Below are 16,591 nucleotides of genomic sequence, written 5' to 3' on the forward strand. Positions count from 1 at the left end.
AGGGCTCGGCCGCCCAGCGGACGGCGGAGGCGGCGGCAGCCCCGGACGCGGGCACGGAGCCGGGGACGGGCGCCGAGCCGGCGCCCCGGACCACGACTCCGCGCCGCACCCGTAGCGCCTCCCAGGGCTCGGTGAGCCAGCGGCCGAAGACTTCGCAGCCGGAGCCGGGGGCGGATGCCGGAACGGGCGCCGAGCCGGGCACGGCCCCCGGGACGGCGGAGCCGAGTCCCGGAACCAGCGACGCCCCGTGGCACCACGCCCGCCCGGCCTTCGACACGGACACCGACACGGACGCCGGCCCCACGCCTGGCCCCGACACCACCACTGATCCCGACACCACCCCCGACCGACCCGCCGGAGGCGATACCGCGTGAACGACGTACTGGACGTCGCCCTCCGCCTCGTCATCGTCTTCGCCGTGTTCATGGTCCTCCCGCTCGTCGTCGGACAGACCGAGCACAAGGTGATGGCCCATATGCAGGGCCGCCTCGGCCCCATGTACGCGGGCGGCTTCCACGGCTGGGCCCAGCTCGTCGCGGACGGTGTGAAATTCGCGCAGAAGGAAGACATCGTCCCGGCCGGGGCCGACCGCCGGATCTTCCAGCTCGCGCCGGCCGTCGCGCTGCTCCCGTACCTTCTCGTACTCGTCGCGATCCCGATCGGTCCCGGTGAGGGCGCGGTCGGCCAGGTCGTCGACGCGGGCATCTTCTTCGTGCTCGCCGTCATGGGCGTGGGAGTGCTCGGTTCACTGATGGCCGGCTGGGCATCGGCGAACAAGTTCTCCCTGCTCGGGGGCCTGCGTACCGCCGCCCAGCTGCTCGCGTACGAGCTGCCGATGCTGCTCGCCGCCGCCTCCGTCGCGATGGCGGCCGGCACCGTCTCCCTCCCGGGCATCCTCGACGCCTTCGAGTGGTGGTGGCTGCCTTGGCAGATCGTCGGCGCACTGGTCTTCTTCGTGGCCGGACTCGCCGAGCTGCAGCGCCCGCCGTTCGACATGCCGGTCGCCGACTCGGAGATCATCTTCGGCGCGTACACCGAGTACACCGGTCTGCGCTTCGCCCTGTTCCTGCTCGCCGAGTACGCGGGCATCGTCGTGCTGTGCGGGCTGACCACCGTGCTCTTCCTCGGTGGCTGGCACGGCCCGTTCGGTGCCGACGGACTCGGCTGGGTCTGGACGCTCCTCAAGACCGCCGTCCTCGCCTTCGTCGTCATCTGGCTGCGGGTGTCCTACCCCCGGCTCCGCGAGGACCAGCTGCAGAAGCTCGCCTGGACCACGCTCATCCCGCTCGCTCTCGCGCAGATCGCGCTCACCGGCATCGTGAAGGTGGCGATCGGTTAATGCCTCCGATTCCCGGCTCCGGACTGGCCAAGGGCCTGGCCGTCACCCTGCGGACGATGACCAGGAAGACGGTCACCGCGCAGTACCCGGACGTCCAGCCCGAACTCCCGCCCCGCTCCCGGGGCGTCATCGCGCTGTTCGAGGAGAACTGCACGGTCTGCATGCTCTGCGCCCGAGAGTGCCCCGACTGGTGCATCTACATCGACTCCCACAAGGAGACGGTGCCCGCCGCCACCCCGGGCGGCCGCGAGCGCAGCCGCAACGTCCTCGACCGCTTCGCCATCGACTTCTCGCTCTGCATGTACTGCGGTATCTGCATCGAGGTGTGTCCTTTCGACGCGCTGTTCTGGTCGCCGGAGTTCGAGTACGCGGAGACGGACATCCTCGAACTCACCCATGAGCGCGACAAGCTCCGCGAATGGATGTGGACGGTGCCGGAACCGCCCGCGCTCGACCCGGGTGCCGAGGAGCCGAAGGAGATCGCCGCGGCCCGCAAGACGGCGGAGAAACTCGAAGCCCAGCGCGCCCGGGAAGCCCAGGAGGCCCAGGAAGCGCAGCAGGCCCAACAGGCCCAGGAAGCCCAGCAGAACCAGAGGGAAGCGGAGGGGGAGGAGTGACACTCGCAGCCACCGCGGCCCACTCCGGCTTCCTCTCCCCGACCGGGGTCGAGATCGCCTTCGTCCTCGTCGGCATCGCCACCCTCGGCGCTGCCCTCGTCACCGTCACGACCAAGCAGCTGGTGCACGCCGCCCTCTGGCTGGTCGTGGCGCTCGGGGGCCTCGCCGTCGAGTACCTCCTGCTCACCGCGGAGTTCATCGCCTGGGTGCAGGTACTGATCTACGTCGGCTCCGTGGTCGTCCTCCTGCTCTTCGGGCTGATGCTCACCAAGGCCCCCATCGGCCGCTCCCCGGACGCCGACTCGGGCAACCGCTGGGCGGCCCTCGCCGTGGCGGCCGCCTCCGCGGGTGCGCTCGTCTGGGTCGTCGTCGATGCCTTCCGCACCACCTGGATCGACCTGGACGGACCCGCCCAGGGCTCGACCGAGGTGACCGGCTCCTTCCTCTTCCGGCACTGGGTGCTGCCGTTCGAAGCACTCTCCGTCCTGCTGCTCGCCGCCCTCGTCGGCGCGATCGTCCTGTCCCGCAAGCGCGGTAAGGAGCAGAGCTGATGCACCTCGCCTATCCCGCCGTGCTCGCCGCCCTCCTCTTCTGCACCGGGCTGTACGGAGTGCTCGCCCGGCGCAACGCGATCCTGGTCCTGATGTCCGTCGAGCTGATGCTCAACGCCGTCAACCTCAACCTGGTCGCCTTCGACGTCTGGCTCCGCGACACCCTGCACTCCGGCCAGGCCCTCACCCTCTTCACCATTGCCATCGCGGCGGCGGAGATCGGCATCGGCCTGGCGATCGTCCTCGCCGTGTACCGCAACCGCGGCAGCTCGGACATCGACCGCCTCCGCGACACCGCCGAGACCGACGCCGCCGAAGCCCTCCCGGACGACGGGTCCGGCACCGAAGACCAGGCCACTGCTGCGGCAGGGAAGGCAAAGAAGGCAGAGGCCACCGCGTGACCACCACGACCCTCGCCGTCCTCGTCCCCCTCCTTCCGTTCCTGGGCGCCGCGGCCGGTCTCCTGCTAGGCCCGCCCGTCTCCCGCCGCCGCCCCGAGAAGGGGCTTCGCGCGCTTCTCTTCGCCCCCGGCTTCGTACGGCCCCTCGCCGTACTGCCCACGCTCGCCGCCGCCTTCCTCGCGGCCGTCGTCGCCGCACGCCAGGGCGGCGGCCGGGCCATCGACGCCGCGACCCAGCTCACCCCCACCGGCTCGGTCCCGATCGACCTCGCCCTGCACCTCGACGGCTTCGCGGTCCTCGTCGCCGTCCTGGTCGGGCTCGTCGCGAGCTGCGTACAGATCTACTCGACCGCCTATCTGCGCAACGACCCCCGCTACCCCTCGTACGCGGCCCTCGTCTCCCTCTTCACCTCCGCGATGCTGCTCGTCGTCTACTCGGGCGACCTGATGGTGCTGCTGGTCGGCTGGGAGATCATGGGCATCTGCTCGTACTTCCTCGTCGGCCACTACTGGGAGACGCCCGAAGCCCGCGCCGCCTCCCTCAAGGCCTTCCTGGTCACCAAGCTCGGCGACATCCCCTTCCTGATCGGTCTGTTCGCGCTCGCCGCCGACACCGGGACCTTCCGCATCACCGGCGTCCTGGACGCCGTCGCCAACGGCGGCCTGGACCACCCCACCCTCATCGCCCTGCTGCTCCTCGCGGGCGTCGCCGGAAAGTCCGCGCAGTTCCCCCTGCACACCTGGCTGCCCGACGCGATGGCCGGCCCCACCCCCGTATCCGCGCTCATCCACGCCGCGACGATGGTCGCCGCCGGCATCTACTTCGTGGCCCGGCTCCTCCCCGTCTTCGCCCAGTCCGGCGCGGCCCTCGTCGTACTCGCCGTCATGGCGGCGATCACGATGATCGGCTCGGGACTGGCCGCCCTCGCCCAGGACGACATCAAGCGGGTCCTCGCCTACTCGACGATCGGCCAGCTCGGCTACATGGCCGGTGCCCTGGCCGTCGGCGACCGCGGGGCCGCCGTCTTCCACCTCCTGTCCCACGGCGCGTTCAAGGCCGTCCTCTTCCTCGCGGCCGGCGTCGTCATCCACGCCGCCGGGACCAACTCGCTGGCCGCCATGTCCCGCATGGGCGGCCTGACGAAGCGCATCCCGGACGCCTACTGGACGATGACCGTCGCCCTGCTCGCGCTCGCCGCCATCCCCCCGTTCGCCGGCTTCTTCTCCAAGGAAGCCGTCCTCGTCGCCGCCGAGCACACCGCGCTCGGGGACCGGCACGTCGCCCCGGCCGCCGCCGGCTGGACCGTACTCGTCGCCGGACTGCTCGCCGCCGCCCTCACCGCCGCGTACGCCACCCGCCTCTGGCTCCTCGCCTTCCGGGGCCGCGGCGCCGAGGCCCCCGACCACGGCAGGCAGCCCGTCGCGATGACCGCCGTCCTCTGGGTCCTCGCCGTCCCCACCATCGCCTTCGGCCTGACCGTCGGTGCGATCACCGACTGGTTCGACGGCCACGGCCTCACCCCGACCGTCACCACCGCCGTCCTCTCCACGGGCGTCGGCCTCGTCGGCGGCCTCGTCACCTACGGCGCCTGGCGCCACACCTCGGCGCTCGCCGCCCGCACCCCCGTCGGCACCGTCGTCGCCCACCCCGACGCCGAACCCGCTCTCCTCGAGGCCCAGGCCATGACGGCACACACCGCCGCCTACGGAGCCGACGGGGACGCCCCCGACCCGGCCGACCCGGGCCGCCTGCTGCTCGGCCCGCTCCACCACCACGCGGCCGCCGGCTTCCACCTCGACGCCCTGTACACGGCGCTGTTCGTCCGCCCCGTCCGGGCCGCGGCGAGCCTCGTCCGCTTCCTGGACCGCGAGGTCGTCGACACCTATGTACGCGGCTCCGCAGCCGTCGCACGCGGGCTCGGCACCGCCGTCCGCCGCGCCCAGACCGGCAACGTGCAGACCTACCTCAGCGCACTGCTCGCCGGTTCGCTGGTCCTGGCGATCGCCGCCGTCGTCTTCGCCAACGTCAACGCCGGGTCGTGAGCCGTGATCGATATCAGTGAATCCGTGATGCAGTTCCTTCTCGCGTTCATCGTCGTCATCCCGCTCGTCGGCGCCGTGGCCGCTCTGCTCCCGGCCCCGCCGGGACTGAAGGGAACCAGCCCCGACCAGGCCGTGCTCCGCCACGGCGTGACCGTCACCGGCGCGGTCCTCGTCGCCGCGATCGTCCTCGCCGCGGGCTTCGACCACGACCACCCGTCGAAGATGCAGGCCACCACCGACATCAGCTGGATCCCGGCGCTCGACGTCCGCATCCATCTCGGCATCGACGGCATCTCGCTCCCCCTTCTCGTACTGACCGCGCTGCTGACCTTCCTCTGCGCGCTCCACAGCTACTTCAAGCCGCCCGCGGGCCCCTCCCCGAAGGCATTCGTCGCTCTCCTGCTCGTCCTGGAGTCCGGCACCCTCGCGACCTTCGCCGTCCTCGACCTGCTGCTGTTCTTCCTGGCGTTCGAGATGGTGCTCATCCCGATGTACTTCCTCATCGCCCGCTGGGGCGGTGCGCAGAGGCAGGCCGCCGCCTGGAAATTCATCCTCTACACGCTGCTCGGCTCGGTCGTCATGCTGCTGGGCCTGCTCCTCGTCGGACTGAAGAGCGGCACCTTCGACATGGTGGCACTCGCCACTGACAACGGCCGTGGGCTCACCACGTCCGTGCAGGTCATCGCCGTTCTGGCGATCGGCATCGGGCTCGCCGTGAAGACCCCGATGTGGCCGCTGCACAGCTGGCTGCCGGACGCCCACACCGCGGCCCCGACCGTCGGCTCGGTGCTCCTCGCGGGCGTCCTGCTGAAGATGGGCACCTACGGATTCGTCCGCATCCTGCTCCCCATCACCCCCGACGGGATGCACACCTTCGCGCCCTACCTCGCCGCCTTCGCGGTCGTCGGCATCATCTACGGATCGCTGGCCTGCCTGGCGCTGGTCCGCCCCGGTTCCAAGGGCGACCTCAAGCGCCTGATCGCGTACTCCTCCGTCGGGCACATGGGCTTCGTGCTCCTCGGCATCGCGAGCATGACCCCCACCGGAGTCAATGGCGCGCTCTTCGCCAACATCGCCCACGGCCTCATCACCGGCCTGCTGTTCTTCCTGGTCGGAGCGGTCAAGGACCGGTACGGCACCGCCGACCTCGACACCCTCTCCGGAGCCACCGGAGCCGCGCTCTACGGCCGGGCACCCCGCCTCGGCGGCCTCCTCGCCTTCGCCGCCGTCGCCTCCCTGGGGCTGCCGGGCCTCGCCGGATTCTGGGGCGAGATGCTCGCCCTGTTCGGCTCCTTCGACCCCGCCGACGGCCTCAGCCGGCCCGCCTTCCTCACCTTCATGTCGATCGCCGCGTTCGGCACCCTGCTCACCGCCGCGTACATGCTCATGGTCGTGCGCCGGGTCTGCATGGGCGAGAAGCGCGAGGAGCCGCAGCTCGCCGATGTCCAGACGTACGAGTTCGCCGCCTGGACCCCGCTCGTCGCGCTCACCGTCCTCGCCGGTCTGTGGCCCGCCGTCCTCCTCGGCCTCACCGACCCGGCCGTGCAGAAGCTCCTCGCAGGAGGCAAGTCGTGACCCCCGCCGTCGTGACCCCCGCCGTCGTCACCCCGGGCGCCGCCGCCCCGGACCTCGTCACCACCGCGGCCGAGAACACCACCAGCCTCATCCAGTCCGTCGACTGGCTCGCGATCGCGCCTCCGGCCGTCGTCGCGGCCATGGCCCTGATCGTCCTGGTCGCCGACCTCTTCCTGCCCGAGCGGCGCAAGCCGCTCCTCGGCGCGCTGACCGTCGCCGGCCTCGTCGCCGCCCTGGCCCTCCTCGTCCCGCTGCGCGACGGCAACCACTCCACCTTCTGCCTCAACGAGGCCGCCACCGGACCCGGCTCCGTCGGCGCCTGCAGTTACACCGCCGACCACTTCGCCCTGGTCATCCAGGCCCTCGTGCTCGGCGGCGCGCTGCTCACCGCGCTGCTCTCGCTCGGCGACGCCCGAAGGCTCCCCGCCGGCGAGTTCTGGTTCCTGCTGCTGTCCTCCGCGTCCGGCGCCGCACTGCTGCCCGCCGCCCGCGACCTCGCCACCCTCGTCGTCGCCCTCGAAGTCGCCTCGCTGCCCGCCTTCGCGCTCGTCGGCATCAAGCGCGGCGACCGGCGGTCCTCCGAGGCCGCCCTGAAGTTCTTCCTCTCCTCCGTCGTCGCGACCGCCGTCATGCTGCTCGGCGTCAGCTTCGTGTACGCGACCACCGGCAGCCTGCACCTCACCGAGATCGCCGCCCGGCTCGACGACGTACCCGGCCAGTTCGACACCCTCGCCAAGGCGGGCGTCGCCCTCACCCTGGTCGGTTTCGCGTTCAAGACGGCCGCCGCGCCCTTCCACTTCTGGGTCCCCGACACCTACGTCGGCGCCCCCCTGCCGGTCGCCGCCTACCTCTCGGTCGTCGGCAAGGCGGTCGGCTTCTCCGGCCTCATCCTCGTCACCGTGATCGCGTTCCCGGCGTACGCCGACATCTGGGGACCGGCCCTGGCCGTACTCGCCGCGCTCACCATGACGACCGGCAACGTCGCCGCCCTGCGCCAGAGCCCCGGCCGGGCCCGCAGCGCGGTGCGCCTGCTCGCCTGGTCGTCCGTCGCCCAGGCCGGCTACCTCCTGGTGCCGATCGCCTCCGCCGCGTACTCCAGCGACGAGCACATCGGCTCCACCGTCGCGTACGCCCTCATGTACGCCGTGGTGAACCTCGGGGCCTTCGCGGTCGCCGCCCTGGTCGCCCGCACCAGCCCCGGCAACCGGATCACCGACTACCGGGGCCTGTACGCCACCCGCCCGCTCGCCGCCCTGGCGATGGCCTTCTTCCTGCTCTGCCTGGCAGGCCTGCCGCCCGGCATCATCGGCCTCTTCGCCAAGGTCACGGTCTTCTCCGCGGCCGTCGACGCCGGACTGGGCTGGCTCGCCGTCGTCATGGCCGTCAACGTCGTGATCGCGCTCTACTACTACCTCCAGTGGACCGCGACGCTCTTCCGCGCCCCGGAGGAGACCTCGGAAGAAGCCAGGGCGACGGCCCGCGAAGAGACCCCGGCGGAAGGTGCCGTACGCACCCCCACCAGGTATGGAGCCCCGGCCTCCGTCACCGTCGTGATCGCGCTCACCGCCGCCGCCGGCGTGGTGCTCTCGGGCGCCCCACAGGCGGTCCTCAGGTTCGCCGCCGTCAATCTCTTCTGACATACCGAAGATCGGTTTGCCCGGAACGGTGCGTACAGGGCATGGTCTTGCCCGCACACCCCCACACGTACGCATCCCAGAGGAGCAAGAGCGGTGCTGAACGGCTTCAAGGACTTCATCCTGCGCGGAAACATCATCTCCATGGCCATCGGACTGGCCGTGGGATCGGCGTTCACCGCAGTCGTCACCGGCTTCAGCACGGCCTTCATCACCCCGCTGATCGGCCTCGCCACCGGATCGGTCGGCGACTTCAGCAAGGCGCAGTTCTCGATCGACGGCACCTTCTTCCCGTACGGGAAGTTCCTTGCCGCCGTCATCGCGTTCCTGATCACCGCCGCCGTGCTCTACTTCGGCGTCGTGGTTCCCATGGCGAAGGTCCAGAGCCGTTTCGCCAAGGCGGAGAAGTTCGACATCAAGGCCGCCGTGCGCGACTGCCCCCGCTGCTACACCGAGATCCCGGCCATCGCCTCCCGCTGCGCCCACTGCACCAGCGAAATCAAGCCGGACCCCGAGGCCCTGGGGATCGCCGGCCTTCCCGCCCAGCGCTGAGCCACCGGGCACCGGACCGGTACGCGCACGGCCACTGACCCGTACGGCCCAGAGCCCGACCCGGCACACACGTGCCGGACAGGCCGGTCCCGCGGCGGCACGCGCAAGGGAACTAGCTCTTCTCGCCTGGCGTTGACCTGTACGGGAGGCTCCACTGAGGAAGTGGAGACCACCAAGCAAAGGGTTCCCCTGCCGCACCACTTGGAGGGCGTACCGTGCACCGCCGGCACAACGGGCTGAGAACCGCCGTACTCCTCGGGGGCCTGTCCGCACTCATCATCGTCATCGGAAGCTTTTTCGGACGTACAGGCCTGATCGTCGCGCTCTTCGTAGCCGTCGGCACCAACGCCTACGCGTACTGGAACAGCGACAAACTGGCGCTCAGAGCCATGCGGGCCCGCCCCGTCAGCGAGTTCGAGGCGCCACAGCTCTACCGCATGGTCCGCGAGCTCTCCACCGCCGCCCGCCAGCCCATGCCCCGGCTCTACATCTCCCCGACGCAGGCACCCAACGCCTTCGCCACCGGCCGCAACCCGCGCAACGCCGCGGTCTGCTGCACCGAGGGCATCCTGCGGATTCTGGACGAGCGGGAGCTGCGCGGCGTCCTGGGACACGAGCTCAGCCATGTCTACAACCGGGACATCCTGATCTCGTCCGTGGCCGGAGCGCTCGCCTCCGTCGTCATGTTCCTGGTCAATTTCGCCTGGCTGATCCCGGCGGGCCGGTCCAACGACGACGACGGTCCGGGGTTCCTCGGGATGCTCCTGATCATGATCCTCGGCCCGGTCGCGGCCTCCGTCATCCAACTGGCCGTCAGCCGCTCCCGGGAGTACGAGGCGGACGCCTCCGGCTCCCAGCTGACCGGCGATCCGCTGGCCCTGGCCAGTGCCCTGCGCAAGCTCGACGCAGGAACGAAACAGCTCCCGCTGCCCCCGGAGCCGAGGATCGAGACCGCGAGCCACATGATGATCGCGAACCCGTTCCGCCCAGGCCAGGGCATGTCCAAACTGTTCTCGACACACCCGCCCATGGCCGAGCGCATCGCCCGGCTGGAGCAGATGGCGGGCCCCCGCCGCTGAAGCCCCTCGCCGAGACGTGTACGAGTGGCCCCGGACTCCTCGTCCGGGGCCACTCGCGTCGTTCAACGGGCGCCGAAGGCCTCGTCGCTCGGGACCACCTCGCGGCCCAGCGGCATCAGCGAGATCGGGATCATCTTCAGGTTCGCCCAGCCGAAGGGGATACCGATGATCGACAGGAACAGCGGGATGCTGGTGATCAGATGCCCCAGCGCCAGCCACCACCCGGCGAAGACGAGCCAGATCACATTGCCCACACAGGACGGCGCACCCGCGTCGGGCCGTTCCACCGTCGTCCGCCCGAACGGCCACAGCACATAACCGGCGATCCTCAGGGACGCGATGCCGAACGGAATCGTCACGATCAGCACGAAGCAGATGATCGCGGCGACGAGGTAGCCGAGAGCCATCCAGAACCCGCAGAACACCACCCACAGAACGTTCAGGATCAGCTGTATGAGCTTCATGGTCACTCGCCTTCCGGGGGTGTTGCCCGTCGTCGCCCTGCATGGTCAGTATCAGCCCGGGTCACGGACAGGAGTAACCGGAGCGGGCCCCTGGAGTGACCGCCCGCCGGCCGGACCCGACTGTCAGTGCCGTCATTCACCATGAACGCAGGAACGGCACCGAGCAGTTGCCCGCAACCGCCGAGAAGACCGCCCGCACCGGGAGGACCACCCCCTCCAGGCCTCCGGGGGCGCCGCGCGCAACCACGTCACCGGCGGAAACGTCTTGGATTCCAGGAACGAGTGACGGGTAGGTTCGCAGGCATGAGCATTATCGGATGGATCATTCTCGGGCTGGTGGCCGGAGTCATCGCCAAGGTCCTGCTCCCGGGCCGCGACCCGGGCGGCCTGATCGGCACCACCCTCATAGGGATCGTCGGCGCCTTCCTCGGCGGCTGGATATCGTCGCGCTTCCTGGACCGCTCCATTTCCAACGACTTCTTCGACATGGCCACTTGGGTAGCCGCCATCGGCGGTTCGCTGGTCCTGCTGATCGCCTACCGGCTGCTGTTCGGGAACTCCCGCGAACGCCGCTGACGCCCGTCGCCGAAGGCGCCCGACCCGGTCTCGCGCAAGGTCACATTGAGCCGGCCGCGGCTCATCCCCGACGCGGGATCGGCGGTCCCGGGAAAGACCTTCGGCACGCCGTGGAACGCGAAACGGGACGGCCCGCCGAAGACGAACAGATCGCCGGAGGCCAACTCGACGTCCGTCCAGGGCTTTCCGCGGTTCTCCGTGTTGCCGAAGCGGAAGACGCAGCTGTCGCCGATGCTGAGCGACACCACCGGAGCGCCGGACCGCTCCTCCTTGTCCTGGTGCATGCCCATCCGCGCCGCCCCGTCGTAGAAGTTGACGAGCGCGGTGTCCGGCGCGTACGTCCGTACCGGGCTCTCGTCCCCGTACGCCGCCGTCAGCGCCTCGCGCCCCAGCTCCGCCAGCCAGTCGGGGAATTCGGCCACCCGCGCACCGTTCACGTCGTCGGCCGTGCGTGAATAGCGGTACGGCTGCCAGTGCCAGCCCACGCATACCGTCTGCACGGACATCACCCCGCCGCCCGGCAGGACCGTGTGCCGCAGCGGCACGGGTCCGCGCGCCCACTCCCGGCAGGCCGCCACCAACTCCCGCTGCCGTTCCGGCGGCAGCCATTCGGGCACATGCACGGCCCCCGGCGCGACGACGGCGCGAGGTCTCGGGAAGAGCCCGGACATCTCAGCGCACCGCCAGGGCGCCTTCCAGCCCCAGGAGCCGCTCCTTGCGCTCCAGACCGCCCGCGTAACCCCGCAGCGCCCCGTCCGCGCCGATCACCCGGTGGCACGGCCGTACGATCAGCAGAGGATTGCGCCCGATCGCCGTCCCCACGGCCCGTACCCCCGCCGCCGCGGTGCCGACGCGGTCGGCGATCTCGCCGTACGACACGGTCTCCCCGTACGGGACGGTGTCCAGGGCGGCCCACACCCGGCGCTGGAATGCGGTGCCCACGCCGTCCGCGTACGTGATGTCGAAGCGGGTCAGCCGCCCCGCGAAGTACTCCCGCAGCTGGGCGGCGATCCCCGCGAAGGCCTCCGGTGCGTGGACCCACCCGTCCTGGACGACCGCGGCGCCCTTCTGGCCGGGCAGCGAGAGCGAGGCGAGTGCCGTCCCGCCGGTGGCCTCCTCACCGACCAGCAGCAGTTCACCCAGCGGGCTGTCGACCGTTGCGTACATGGTCATGACTCGTCCCTCTCCTGCACGTCACGCCGGAACCGACCGGATCGTCGCCCGACATGGACAAGTCTGCGTTCCCCGCCCCGGTATCACCGGCGGCTTTCGGACATCGCACCCGGCGTGCGGAGCGGCGCCTCCCACTCCGCACGCCGAAGGGGCGGGACCTACCGGTAGTTCACGAACTGCACGGCGAAATCGAAGTCCTTGCCCTTCAGCAGCGCCTGCACGGCCTGCAGGTCGTCCCGGCTCTTCGAGCTGACCCGCAGCTCGTCGCCCTGGACCTGGGCCTTGACGCCCTTGGGGCCCTCGTCGCGAATGATCTTCGCCACCTTCTTGGCGTTCTCCTGGGAGATGCCCTCCTCGATGGTGGCGAAGATCTTGTACTCCTTGCCGGACAGTTGCGGCTCGCCCGCGTCCAGCGACTTCAGCGAGATGCCGCGCTTGATCAGCTTGGACTGGAAGATGTCGAGGATCGCCTTGACCCGCTCCTCGCCGTTCGCCTCCATCAGGATCTTCTCGCCGGACCAGGCGATCGAGGCGTTGGTGCCCTTGAAGTCGTAACGCTGCGAGATTTCCTTGGCGGCCTGGTTGAGGGCGTTGTCGACCTCCTGCCGCTCGACCTTCGAGACGATGTCGAAACTGGAGTCGGCCATGACGTGTGGCTCCTTGTATCGGGGATGCGGAAACGGGGGTGCATACGGACGGCGGCGGGCCTGCCGGCCCCGCGACGCCGATCAAAGCCTAAGGGCTGTCCCGCAGTCCCCGGCGGGCGTGCAGCGTCTGCCACGGCACCTGGCCTCGTGGCCGGAACGCCCTGGTGCATCCAGTATTCGGGCCGTCCCTGCGCCTCGCGACGCACCACATCCGACGCCGCACGCTGATCCACCGGGATGACGGGACGGTCCTTGGCCACCCGTGCCCATCGGGCCGCTGATCAATCCGGTGGCGGAGCACCCCCGGGCATCGGGTATCGTTTACGTCGTTGCCAAGGAGCACCGCCGAAAAGTGGTTCTCACGGCAGCGATTCCCGGCGGTGTGCCCGAGTGGCCAAAGGGAGCAGACTGTAAATCTGCCGGCTCAGCCTACCCAGGTTCGAACCCTGGCGCCGCCACATGGTAAGGCCCCTGTCTCAGACAGGGGCCTTCTTTGTTTCTGCTGCGAGGGGCCGTGAACATGGAATCCGTACTGGTCAGCGCCTGTCTGCAGGGAGTGCCCTGCCGCTTCGACGGCCGTGGCAAGGCCTCCGATGCAGTGACCGTGGCCATCGGCGACCGCCGCCCGGTGGCCTTCTGCCCCGAGGTCTCCGCCGGACTCCCCACCCCGCGCCGCCCCGCCGAGATCACCGGCGGCGACGGCCACGACGTGCTGGACGGCCGTGCCCGTGTCGTCGACGACACCGGGCACGACGTGACGGAGGAGTTCGTGGACGGCGCGGAACGGGCCCTGGAAGCCGCGCGCCGGACCGGCTGCACCGAGGCGCTGCTGATGGCGCGCAGCCCTTCCTGCGGGCGCGGAACGGTCTACGACGGTACGTTCACGGGCGCGCTCCGCGAGGGCGACGGCGTCACCGCCGCGCTGCTGGAGCGCCACGGCATCACCGTCCGCCCGGCGCCGGGCGCCTGACTCCTCAGGGCGCCCGCCCGGTCAGTTCCCCGCGATGTCCTTCACCGCGACCGACACCGGCACGTTCCCCGAGATCAGCTCCAGCGTCAGCCCCGCCGTCGCCGGGGTGTCCAGCAGCTCCACCAGCGCCGCCGCCACGTCGTCGCGCGGCACCGGCCCCCGCCCGGTCGACGCCGTCAGCAGGACCGACCCCGTGCCCGCGTCGTTCGTCAGCATGCCGGGGCGCAGGATCGTCCAGTCGAGCGCCGGCCTGGAGCGCACATACGCGTCCGCGGTGCCCTTGGCCCGCAGATACGCGTCGAAGACCTCGGCGCCCGGATGGTCGGGGTCGGCGCCCATCGACGAGACCACGACGCAGCGCCGTACCCCCGCCCGTTCCGCCGCGTCCGCGAACAGCACCGCCGCGCCGCGGTCCACCGTCTCCTTGCGTGCCGCGCCGCTGTTCGGGCCCGCGCCGGCCGCGAAGACCACCGCGTCGGCGCCCTGCAGCACCTGCGCCACCTCCTCCACGGAGGCGGATTCGAGATCCAGGACCACCGGCTCGACACCCGCCGCCCGGAGGTCCTCGCCCTGGTCCGGATTGCGGATGATGCCCACGGCTTCGTCCCCGCGCGCGGCGAGCAGCCGCTCCAGCCGCAGCGCGATCTGACCATGTCCACCTGCGATGACAATGCGCATGCTCACGACCGTACGCCGCGACGGCCCACCACGCTCAGGGCCCGCCGCACGGACCGGAATCCGGCCTTCCCTGCCGGGGCAGATCGAGGGCGACGACGGTCTCGGATTCGCAGTACTCGCGCACCGCGCTCGTCCGCGCCACCACCTGGCCGCGATGCACCACGATCCGGCTGTACGCGAGCGAGAGCACGCCCGGGAGCTGCTCCCCGCGCACGGCCAGCAGCTCGGCCGGGAAGCCCGCCTCGACCCTGACCCCGGGCAGTCCCGTCGCCGCCCTGGCGACCGAGGACACCGCCTCGTACGCCTGGGTGGCGGGCAGTCCGTGCTGCGAGGCGAGCAGGTAGGCGGCCTCCAGGGGGTCGCCGCGGCCCACGGGGTTCGCGACGTCCCGCAGCGCCCCGCTGCCCGCCGCGACCCGCACCCCGGCGGCGCGCAGCAGCCGTACGGGCGCGGTGCCTCGGTCCTCCACGCCGCAACAACCGCCCTGCGGGAGGCAGATGACCGTCACCCCGGCCGCGGCCAGCTGGTCGGCGGCGCGGCCCGCGGCCTGCGGGGGGAGTTGGGAGAGGCCGGCGCACGGGCCGAGACAGACGTCGGGCCGCAGACCTCCGGCCATGGCGGCCAGCCGGCCGAGCCGGGCCGGATCGTCCCCGTCCGTGTGCAGATCGACCGGGCAGCCCTGCTCGGCGGCGATCTCCAGGACGGCCTCCGCGTAGCCCGCCGGGTCCGGATCGAGGTCCGGGCAGCCGCCGACCGCGTCGGCCCCCATCTTCACCGCGTCGCGCAGCATGGCCAGGTTGCCGGCGCCCGCGACGCCGGTGAGCAGCCGGGGCACGGCGACCGTGGTCAGATCGGCCAGACCGCGCAACGAGCGGCGCGCCTGGAGCACGGCTTCGAGCGCGGCGAGGCCCTGGACGTCCCCGATCCGCACGTGCGAGCGCAGCGCCGTGGCGCCGTGGCCGAGCTGCAGCAGGGCGGCCTCGGTGGCGCGGCGACGGATGTCCTCCGGGCGGTGCGACACCGGTCCGGGGGCGTCGGGGCCGGTGTCGCCGGCGGTGAGCGCGGTGTCGCTGTGGGCGTGGGGGTCGACGGGGGCGGGAAGCAGCAGATAGCCCCGCAGGTCCAGCCGCGGACCGGGTGTGGTCAGGCTGCCCGCGGTACCGACGGCCTCGATCCGGCCGCCGCCGAGCCGTACGTCCACGACGCGGCCGTCGGTGAGACGGGCGCCGCAGAGCATCAGGCCGGTCCCGGCCGGGGCGGCGGTCTCGGGGCTGCTGCTCGGCCCGGCCGCGTCGGCGGCGTGGTCGTCCGGCTGCCACGGCTGTCTGTCCGGCATCGCGCTCCAGGGAAAGGGGACAAGATCACGCAGAGTGAGTCGAGCCTAGGGGCGTGTTCGGCCGGGTTCGAGGAGGAGCGAAATAGTCGTACCGGTGTGGCCCTGTGGACGTGCGGGGCGGGGATGTGCGGCTGTGGCGGCGGTGCCCCGTGCGCAGACCGAGGCGCTGCTCAGGCGGCCGGCGGGCAGTCCCGGGGCCCGTCGGCCGGGGGAGCGGCGGGGCGCCGATCGAGGCCGGTGGGCGGGGCTCCGAAATGGATTTGGGCGATCGGCGACAGACCGTGTAATGTCTTCATCGCTCGCCCCAATAGCTCAGTCGGTAGAGCGTCTCCATGGTAAGGAGAAGGTCTGCGGTTCGATTCCGCATTGGGGCTCTGGTGATAGGGAAACCCCGCTTCGGCGGGGGGACTCATTCATCAAAGCGGTGTAGCTCAGTCGGTAGAGCAAGCGGCTCATAATCGCTGTGTCACCGGTTCAAGTCCGGTCACCGCTACTTACGGTAGCCGATTGTGGGGTCGGTCCTTCGATCGGCTACTCTTTTTTGCGTTCATCCGTCCATCCGTCCGTCCAAGGAGCACTCACGTGGCTGCCACCGACGTCCGCCCGAAGATCACGCTGGCCTGCGTGGAGTGCAAGGAGCGGAACTACATCACCAAGAAGAACCGGCGCAACAACCCGGACCGTCTTGAGATGAAGAAGCACTGCCCGCGCTGCAACTCGCACACCGCGCACCGCGAAACGCGCTGAATCAGGCTCGTACACGAGGCCGTCCCCTTTGGGGGGCGGCCTCGTGTCGTTGTATGAAGGCTGTTCTTCGGCCTGTTCATCTTTCACCAGGAGGTAGCGAGCCCATGGCGCTCGACCAGTCCTTCGTCGGGCGGACCTATCCGCCCACCCCGCCGTACGAAGTCGGCCGGGAGAAGATCCGCGAGTTCGCCGAGGCGGTGGGCGACCCGA

The 16,591-nt window shown here is 70.8% G+C and carries 18 protein-coding genes, 3 tRNA genes and 2 pseudogenes; 17 read left to right on the forward strand and 6 right to left on the reverse strand.

What is annotated here, in order from left to right; all coding sequences use genetic code 11:
• The 10 genes and pseudogenes from ACWCQ6_RS31915 to htpX form a co-directional block, all read left to right on the forward strand.
• Window positions 1-374: pseudogene (locus tag ACWCQ6_RS31915) on the forward strand (NADH-quinone oxidoreductase subunit C); the annotation flags it as partial.
• The gene (locus tag ACWCQ6_RS31920; RefSeq protein ID WP_451095172.1) at window positions 371-1,339 is read left to right on the forward strand and encodes a complex I subunit 1/NuoH family protein; all 969 of its coding nucleotides are present in this window, start codon (window positions 371-373) and stop codon (window positions 1,337-1,339) included. The pseudogene ACWCQ6_RS31915 and the gene ACWCQ6_RS31920, both read left to right, overlap by 4 nt.
• On the forward strand, window positions 1,339-1,956 hold the full coding sequence (locus ACWCQ6_RS31925) for a NuoI/complex I 23 kDa subunit family protein (protein WP_451095174.1): 618 nt from the start codon (window positions 1,339-1,341) through the stop codon (window positions 1,954-1,956). The genes ACWCQ6_RS31920 and ACWCQ6_RS31925 overlap by 1 nt, the downstream gene beginning before the upstream one ends.
• A complete protein-coding gene (locus ACWCQ6_RS31930; RefSeq protein WP_451095176.1) occupies window positions 1,953-2,507 on the forward strand; it encodes an NADH-quinone oxidoreductase subunit J family protein in 555 nt (184 codons plus the stop codon). The genes ACWCQ6_RS31925 and ACWCQ6_RS31930 overlap by 4 nt, the downstream gene beginning before the upstream one ends.
• A complete protein-coding gene (gene nuoK / locus ACWCQ6_RS31935; RefSeq protein WP_451095178.1) occupies window positions 2,507-2,908 on the forward strand; it encodes an NADH-quinone oxidoreductase subunit NuoK in 402 nt (133 codons plus the stop codon). Before ACWCQ6_RS31930 ends, nuoK begins: the two co-directional genes overlap by 1 nt.
• Window positions 2,905-4,950 (forward strand): NADH-quinone oxidoreductase subunit 5 family protein, encoded by a 2,046-nt coding sequence (locus tag ACWCQ6_RS31940; RefSeq protein WP_451095180.1) that lies wholly within the window; start codon window positions 2,905-2,907, stop codon window positions 4,948-4,950. The genes nuoK and ACWCQ6_RS31940 overlap by 4 nt, the downstream gene beginning before the upstream one ends.
• Before the next feature lie 27 nt (window positions 4,951-4,977).
• The gene (locus ACWCQ6_RS31945) at window positions 4,978-6,525 is read left to right on the forward strand and encodes a complex I subunit 4 family protein (RefSeq protein ID WP_451095202.1); all 1,548 of its coding nucleotides are present in this window, start codon (window positions 4,978-4,980) and stop codon (window positions 6,523-6,525) included.
• An 11-nt stretch (window positions 6,526-6,536) separates the two neighbouring features.
• Window positions 6,537-8,162: an NADH-quinone oxidoreductase subunit N gene (locus ACWCQ6_RS31950; protein ID WP_451095204.1), complete on the forward strand. Its 1,626-nt coding sequence runs from the start codon at window positions 6,537-6,539 to the stop codon at window positions 8,160-8,162.
• Between the two features lie 93 nt (window positions 8,163-8,255).
• A complete protein-coding gene (locus ACWCQ6_RS31955) occupies window positions 8,256-8,711 on the forward strand; it encodes an MscL family protein (RefSeq protein ID WP_451095182.1) in 456 nt (151 codons plus the stop codon).
• A 215-nt stretch (window positions 8,712-8,926) separates the two neighbouring features.
• Complete coding sequence (htpX, locus tag ACWCQ6_RS31960; RefSeq protein WP_451095184.1) at window positions 8,927-9,790, forward strand: zinc metalloprotease HtpX; 864 nt, start codon at window positions 8,927-8,929, stop codon at window positions 9,788-9,790.
• 62 nt (window positions 9,791-9,852) lie between these two features.
• Here htpX and ACWCQ6_RS31965 read toward each other — a convergent pair whose 3' ends face one another.
• Window positions 9,853-10,254: a YccF domain-containing protein gene (locus tag ACWCQ6_RS31965; protein ID WP_451095186.1), complete on the reverse strand. Its 402-nt coding sequence runs from the start codon at window positions 10,252-10,254 to the stop codon at window positions 9,853-9,855.
• Between the two features lie 303 nt (window positions 10,255-10,557).
• On the opposite strand from ACWCQ6_RS31965, the gene ACWCQ6_RS31970 reads away from it, so the two are divergent.
• Window positions 10,558-10,830, forward strand: a complete 273-nt coding sequence (locus tag ACWCQ6_RS31970) for a GlsB/YeaQ/YmgE family stress response membrane protein (RefSeq protein WP_451095188.1) — start codon at window positions 10,558-10,560, stop codon at window positions 10,828-10,830.
• On the opposite strand, the gene ACWCQ6_RS31975 is transcribed toward ACWCQ6_RS31970, so the two are convergent.
• From ACWCQ6_RS31975 to ACWCQ6_RS31985, 3 genes are all read right to left on the reverse strand, one after another.
• Window positions 10,791-11,501, reverse strand: coding sequence for an alpha-ketoglutarate-dependent dioxygenase AlkB family protein (locus ACWCQ6_RS31975; protein ID WP_451095190.1), 711 nt, complete (start codon window positions 11,499-11,501; stop codon window positions 10,791-10,793). The two genes, ACWCQ6_RS31970 and ACWCQ6_RS31975, sit on opposite strands and share 40 nt — an antisense overlap.
• Before the next feature lies 1 nt (window position 11,502).
• The gene (locus ACWCQ6_RS31980; RefSeq protein ID WP_451095192.1) at window positions 11,503-12,003 is read right to left on the reverse strand and encodes a methylated-DNA--[protein]-cysteine S-methyltransferase; all 501 of its coding nucleotides are present in this window, start codon (window positions 12,001-12,003) and stop codon (window positions 11,503-11,505) included.
• A 158-nt stretch (window positions 12,004-12,161) separates the two neighbouring features.
• The gene (locus tag ACWCQ6_RS31985; RefSeq protein WP_451095194.1) at window positions 12,162-12,650 is read right to left on the reverse strand and encodes a YajQ family cyclic di-GMP-binding protein; all 489 of its coding nucleotides are present in this window, start codon (window positions 12,648-12,650) and stop codon (window positions 12,162-12,164) included.
• A 376-nt stretch (window positions 12,651-13,026) separates the two neighbouring features.
• Between ACWCQ6_RS31985 and ACWCQ6_RS31990 the strand changes: the two genes are divergently transcribed.
• Both ACWCQ6_RS31990 and ACWCQ6_RS31995 read left to right on the forward strand, forming a co-directional pair.
• Window positions 13,027-13,108, forward strand: a tRNA-Tyr gene (locus ACWCQ6_RS31990).
• Between the two features lie 62 nt (window positions 13,109-13,170).
• A complete protein-coding gene (locus ACWCQ6_RS31995) occupies window positions 13,171-13,620 on the forward strand; it encodes a DUF523 domain-containing protein (protein WP_451095196.1) in 450 nt (149 codons plus the stop codon).
• A 21-nt stretch (window positions 13,621-13,641) separates the two neighbouring features.
• Here ACWCQ6_RS31995 and ACWCQ6_RS32000 read toward each other — a convergent pair whose 3' ends face one another.
• Entirely contained in the window at window positions 13,642-14,298 is a 657-nt protein-coding gene (locus ACWCQ6_RS32000) for an SDR family oxidoreductase (RefSeq protein WP_451095198.1), read from the reverse strand.
• Window positions 14,299-14,332: 34 nt separating this feature from the next.
• On the reverse strand, window positions 14,333-15,634 hold the full coding sequence (locus tag ACWCQ6_RS32005) for an amidohydrolase family protein (RefSeq protein WP_451095200.1): 1,302 nt from the start codon (window positions 15,632-15,634) through the stop codon (window positions 14,333-14,335).
• A gap of 301 nt (window positions 15,635-15,935) precedes the next feature.
• Here ACWCQ6_RS32005 and ACWCQ6_RS32010 point away from each other — a divergent pair.
• From ACWCQ6_RS32010 to ACWCQ6_RS32025, 4 genes and pseudogenes are all read left to right on the forward strand, one after another.
• Window positions 15,936-16,008: transfer RNA gene (locus tag ACWCQ6_RS32010), tRNA-Thr, on the forward strand.
• Between the two features lie 46 nt (window positions 16,009-16,054).
• Window positions 16,055-16,127, forward strand: a tRNA-Met gene (locus ACWCQ6_RS32015).
• Window positions 16,128-16,216: 89 nt separating this feature from the next.
• Complete coding sequence (gene rpmG, locus ACWCQ6_RS32020) at window positions 16,217-16,381, forward strand: 50S ribosomal protein L33 (RefSeq protein ID WP_003956487.1); 165 nt, start codon at window positions 16,217-16,219, stop codon at window positions 16,379-16,381.
• Between the two features lie 104 nt (window positions 16,382-16,485).
• Window positions 16,486-16,591, forward strand: a pseudogene (locus tag ACWCQ6_RS32025) (MaoC family dehydratase); the annotation flags it as partial.

Source organism: Streptomyces sp. NPDC001880, from assembly GCF_053594575.1.

What these genes read in the sequence shown, in the direction of transcription:
- ACWCQ6_RS32005 (WP_451095200.1), bottom strand. Translation starts at nt 15,634, where the DNA reads ATGCCGGACAGACAGCCGTGGCAGCCGGACGACCACGCCGCCGACGCG.
- ACWCQ6_RS31945 (WP_451095202.1), top strand. Translation starts at nt 4,978, where the DNA reads ATGCAGTTCCTTCTCGCGTTCATCGTCGTCATCCCGCTCGTCGGCGCC.
- nuoK (WP_451095178.1), top strand. Translation starts at nt 2,507, where the DNA reads ATGCACCTCGCCTATCCCGCCGTGCTCGCCGCCCTCCTCTTCTGCACC.
- ACWCQ6_RS31975 (WP_451095190.1), bottom strand. Translation starts at nt 11,501, where the DNA reads ATGTCCGGGCTCTTCCCGAGACCTCGCGCCGTCGTCGCGCCGGGGGCC.
- ACWCQ6_RS31925 (WP_451095174.1), top strand. Translation starts at nt 1,339, where the DNA reads ATGCCTCCGATTCCCGGCTCCGGACTGGCCAAGGGCCTGGCCGTCACC.
- ACWCQ6_RS31980 (WP_451095192.1), bottom strand. Translation starts at nt 12,003, where the DNA reads ATGACCATGTACGCAACGGTCGACAGCCCGCTGGGTGAACTGCTGCTG.
- ACWCQ6_RS31985 (WP_451095194.1), bottom strand. Translation starts at nt 12,650, where the DNA reads ATGGCCGACTCCAGTTTCGACATCGTCTCGAAGGTCGAGCGGCAGGAG.
- ACWCQ6_RS31965 (WP_451095186.1), bottom strand. Translation starts at nt 10,254, where the DNA reads ATGAAGCTCATACAGCTGATCCTGAACGTTCTGTGGGTGGTGTTCTGC.
- ACWCQ6_RS31970 (WP_451095188.1), top strand. Translation starts at nt 10,558, where the DNA reads ATGAGCATTATCGGATGGATCATTCTCGGGCTGGTGGCCGGAGTCATC.
- ACWCQ6_RS32000 (WP_451095198.1), bottom strand. Translation starts at nt 14,298, where the DNA reads ATGCGCATTGTCATCGCAGGTGGACATGGTCAGATCGCGCTGCGGCTG.
- ACWCQ6_RS31995 (WP_451095196.1), top strand. Translation starts at nt 13,171, where the DNA reads ATGGAATCCGTACTGGTCAGCGCCTGTCTGCAGGGAGTGCCCTGCCGC.